This is a genomic window from Mangrovibacterium sp. (assembly GCF_059905295.1).
In genome coordinates, this window is sequence record NZ_JBZQJF010000221.1 from 1 (window position 1) to 3,956 (window position 3,956).

At 43.1% G+C, this 3,956-nt stretch carries 4 protein-coding genes; all 4 read right to left on the reverse strand.

All coding sequences use genetic code 11. The features are described from left to right. Positions 1-359: 359 nt before the first annotated feature. The gene (locus AC37HE_RS11505) at positions 360-962 is read right to left on the reverse strand and encodes a helix-turn-helix transcriptional regulator (protein ID WP_500782991.1); all 603 of its coding nucleotides are present in this window, start codon (positions 960-962) and stop codon (positions 360-362) included. Continuing rightward, positions 962-1,669 carry a hemerythrin domain-containing protein gene (locus AC37HE_RS11510; protein ID WP_500782992.1) on the reverse strand — a complete coding sequence of 236 codons (708 nt, stop codon included), beginning with the start codon at positions 1,667-1,669 and terminating at the stop codon, positions 962-964. Before AC37HE_RS11510 ends, AC37HE_RS11505 begins: the two co-directional genes overlap by 1 nt. Positions 1,670-1,786: 117 nt before the next feature. Further along, positions 1,787-2,818: a selenide, water dikinase SelD gene (gene selD / locus AC37HE_RS11515; protein WP_500782993.1), complete on the reverse strand. Its 1,032-nt coding sequence runs from the start codon at positions 2,816-2,818 to the stop codon at positions 1,787-1,789. Then, positions 2,811-3,842 (reverse strand): tRNA 2-selenouridine(34) synthase MnmH, encoded by a 1,032-nt coding sequence (gene mnmH / locus AC37HE_RS11520; protein ID WP_500782994.1) that lies wholly within the window; start codon positions 3,840-3,842, stop codon positions 2,811-2,813. Before mnmH ends, selD begins: the two co-directional genes overlap by 8 nt. Positions 3,843-3,956 lie beyond the last annotated feature (114 nt).

Consider the following 3,956-nt stretch of genomic DNA (forward strand, 5'->3'; position numbering starts at 1 on the left):
AAACGATTGTCTTTTCGACCTAAAACTTTGTCTCCCGAACCTAAATGATGCGGTTTCAGAGCTAATCGATTAGGTCCTGAAGGTGATCGTTTCGGTCATTTTGTCCAACGATTGGCTTTTCGACCTAAAACTTTGTCTCCCGAACCTAAATGATGCGGTTTCAGAGCTAATCGATTAGGTCCGTAAGGCGATCGTTTCGGTCTTTTTGTCAAACGATTGGCTTTTCAACCTAAAACTTTGTCTCCCGAACCTAAATGATCCGGTTTCAAAGCTAATCGATTAGGTCAGGAAGGTAATCAATTAGGTTCCGAAGGTAATCGATTAGGTCCGGAATCTAAAAACTTACGTTAAATAGAACATCAAATGAGCTCTTCCGGGTTAATATCTGAAATATCCAGCAGGTTATTCATGATGGCGTAAACTGTCAATCCCGAAATTGATTTGATGTTCAGCTTTTCGGTAATGTTTTTCCGATGCGAGATGACGGTGTGAATACTGATATTCAATTTGTCGGCCATCTCTTTATTGGATAAGCCTAATGCAATTTGCCGAATAACATCTTTTTCGCGTTGGGTAAGATCGCCATTCTCAACATGGACTATTTTGGATTTGCTGGCCGATTTACGAATAACCTGGATCAGTTTCTGTATCTCCAAATTTGAGGCTAATACATTCAGATCGTAGTCGTATCCTTTGGTTACTCCTTCCTTATCGGTAGAAGCACTAAGGCTGATCAAATAAAACTGGTTGTTTTTTCTTAGTCGCTCTTCGGTTTCAGCAGGTAGTATGAGGCCCTTTTGAATAATGACAATGATTAGGTTATTGTTGATTGCTGAAAATGAATTGAGATCGTTGATGGAACTTAGCTGGGTGATTTCCATCTTGAAATATTCCTGCAATAACAAAGCCAGGCCTTTCCGAATAATTTCAGCAGGATGAATTATAAATACATTCTCTTCCATTACCGGGTAGCTTTTGTTTTCAGTTCTTCTTCAATACGGATAACTTGCTTAATCAAAATCAGATCCTCAATCCGGGCATGGTCATACAAGTCTTTTTCGAATTGAAAAAGGGTGTGCACAAACTCATACATGGCTATTGGATCGTAATTGGGCTCGAGATATTTGATAACCAGGTTTTTTAAATCACTTAGCTTTTCCTCTACGCTGGTATGCTCGTCTTCGTAAACAGCGATCGATTTACCCGCTGTTAGTGTGCGGTTATGGTATAAATCGATGATATAAGGAAATACTTTCTCATCCTCCTGTGCCAGGTGAATATGCAGTTCATTCTTGAATTTTTGATAGAACGTGCTAATCATCTTCAGGCTCGAGCAATTTTCGGCACAAGTTTTCATTACGGCATCAAGAGAGCGCTCTATTTTGGGTAATACGTAGCTGATGAAGTACTTGTGTGTTGTTTTCAGGTAGTCGATCAGCAGGAGCGGAGAGAAAGCCAGTAATTCTTCTTCCGGGAAATAGTTTTCGTTGGTATAGGTATTGACAATCGCCAGAAAGAAATCGGTACTGACGTTGTTTTCAGCACAGATTTCGGCAATTGTCTTTTCTTTAAAACCCAGTTGAATTCCAAAACGGTTGATTACCGGGAGTAAGTTGGAATTCGCTGAGACTAATGAACTTATCTTGTCTTCTTTTTTGAATATTTTCATCTTTTCCTACTGTTAAACGCTCTTTCGGTTCAACTGAAAGCAGCTGTCCGAAGTTTAAACAGTTTTCAAGGGAAAATGATTAGTTCTTCAGGAGAAAAATCAAAATAAAGCTCCAGGCTATTTTACTTCAACCAGTTTTTCTTCTTGCTTTTTCAGGAAACCTATCGGTTCCGCCTGGAAGTTATGTTCTTTTAAAACCTGCTCTACTGCTTTCTGAGCTTCCGGTTTTACGGCAATAAGCAGACCACCACTTGTTTGCGGGTCGCACAGAATCAATCGGTCTTCTTCGTTGCGAAGCCGGATGTTGCATCCGTAGCTGCTCCAGTTGCGATGTGTCCCTCCAGGAATGCATCCTTGCTCAATGTAGTAGTCGACATCGTCGAAAAGCGGAATTTTATCAAAATGAATAACGGCTGATAATTGACTACCCTCGCACATCTCCGTAAGATGGCCCAGTAACCCAAAACCTGTTACATCGGTCATTGCGGTAATACCTTCGATATCGGCAAGCTTTTGTCCAATAATATTCAACTTGGTCATCGATTCAACAGCCACGTCAGCGTGCTCCGGCTTTAGTTTAGCCTGCTTTTGAGCGGTTGTGAAAACACCAACCCCAAGAGGCTTGGTCAGGTAAAGTTGACAACCTTCTGTTGCCGTATCGTTACGCTTTAGCTTGCTAAGCTCAACCTGCCCGGTCACTGCCAAACCGAAAATAGGCTCGGGGCTGTCGATGCTATGTCCTCCGGCTAGTACAATTCCTGCTTCGAAACAAGCCTGACGTCCGCCTTCCATAACCTTTTGGGCTACTTCAGCAGGAATCTTATTCACAGGCCATCCCAAAATTGCAATGGCCAGCAATGGTGTTCCTCCCATGGCATAGATGTCGCTGATGGCATTGGTTGCGGCTATTTTCCCAAAGGTAAACGGATCATCAACGATCGGCATAAAAAAGTCGGTGGTGCTAATGATGGCTGTTCCGTTATTCATATCGTACACGGCAGCATCGTCGCGGCTCGCATTGCCGACCAGAAGGCGAGGATCGTTGATTTGTTCCTGCGCGTGGTGTAAAATATTGCTAAGTACTTCCGGCGATATTTTACAGCCACATCCTGCTCCGTGGCTATATTGGGTCAATTTAATATCAGACATAGTGTTCTATTTCTTGTAAAATTTTTACTGCATTCAAGGAGGCATCGGTGTTTTCCAGAGGGATGGTAATTACTTTTGACTGGTCGCGGGTGTTCATCCCTTTTTGGTAAGCTTTGTCGTAATAGAAAAGCGCAATTTTGGTTACCTCGTAATAGTTTCCTTCTTCGATATACTGAAGGGCATTTTTGACCGCTAAACCACCAAGACGTTTATGAATGCGTTGAATGGCTGCTGCCAGTTCGTCAGCTTCACATTGCCCGTATTCGGCAACCAGCTTAACAGCTCTTTCTTCTGCCGGAATATCCAGAAATATGAGCGGGAGTTCCCGGATTTGCCGGAAAAGATTGATCGGTATTTGTACACGGCCAATATTATGACTCTCGTCTTCGAGCCAGATGGGCTGCTTGAAATCCAATTGCTGAAAGGCTTCAAACAAGTTGTTTTCAAATTGTTCCACCGTTGGCTGCACCTCCTGTCCAATACCTCCAAAAGCAGAGCCTTTGTGGTGGGCCAGTCCTTCCAGGTCGACGACTTGTTCACCCCTGGTTTGTAACTGCTTCAGGATTTCAGTTTTTCCACTTCCGGTATAACCACCCAAAATATTTAGTTTGAATGGATGGTCGAATGTTTTCAGCACGTAGTTCCTGAAAGCCTTGTACCCGCCTTTGATGGTGTAAACTTCCCGGAATCCGTTATCCAGAAGATGCTGCGCAAATGATGCGCTACGCATTCCTCCACGCCAGCAATGTACCACAACCTTTTTATCGGGCGAAAGGGCTTCGGATTTGTCAATGAATTGCTGGAGTTTGGGAGTTACAAACTTATAGCCCAGTTCAATCGCTTTTTCGCGCGACTGACGTACATAGACCGTTCCGACTTCAGCTCGCTCGTCATCCTCAAAAAGGGGGATGCTGTGCGCTTCCGGGATATGTCCCTTTTTGTATTCGCCGGGCGACCGAACATCAATTAGCGGTAATTCTGCGTACCGATTAAAATATTCATCGATTGTAAGTTGCTTTACCATTTCTTTTGTTGTTCTGATCGTATTCTAGTTGCTCTGTTAACGATAAGGTAACTGGGTTAGCATATCTCCCAGTTGGTTAATTCCCTCTTCCAGTTTCTTATTGACCATCATCTT

Excerpts from the sequence above, each read along its gene's own strand:
- AC37HE_RS11505 (WP_500782991.1), bottom strand. The coding sequence starts at position 962 with ATGGAAGAGAATGTATTTATAATTCATCCTGCTGAAATTATTCGGAAA.
- AC37HE_RS11510 (WP_500782992.1), bottom strand. The coding sequence starts at position 1,669 with ATGAAAATATTCAAAAAAGAAGACAAGATAAGTTCATTAGTCTCAGCG.
- selD (WP_500782993.1), bottom strand. The coding sequence starts at position 2,818 with ATGTCTGATATTAAATTGACCCAATATAGCCACGGAGCAGGATGTGGC.
- mnmH (WP_500782994.1), bottom strand. The coding sequence starts at position 3,842 with ATGGTAAAGCAACTTACAATCGATGAATATTTTAATCGGTACGCAGAA.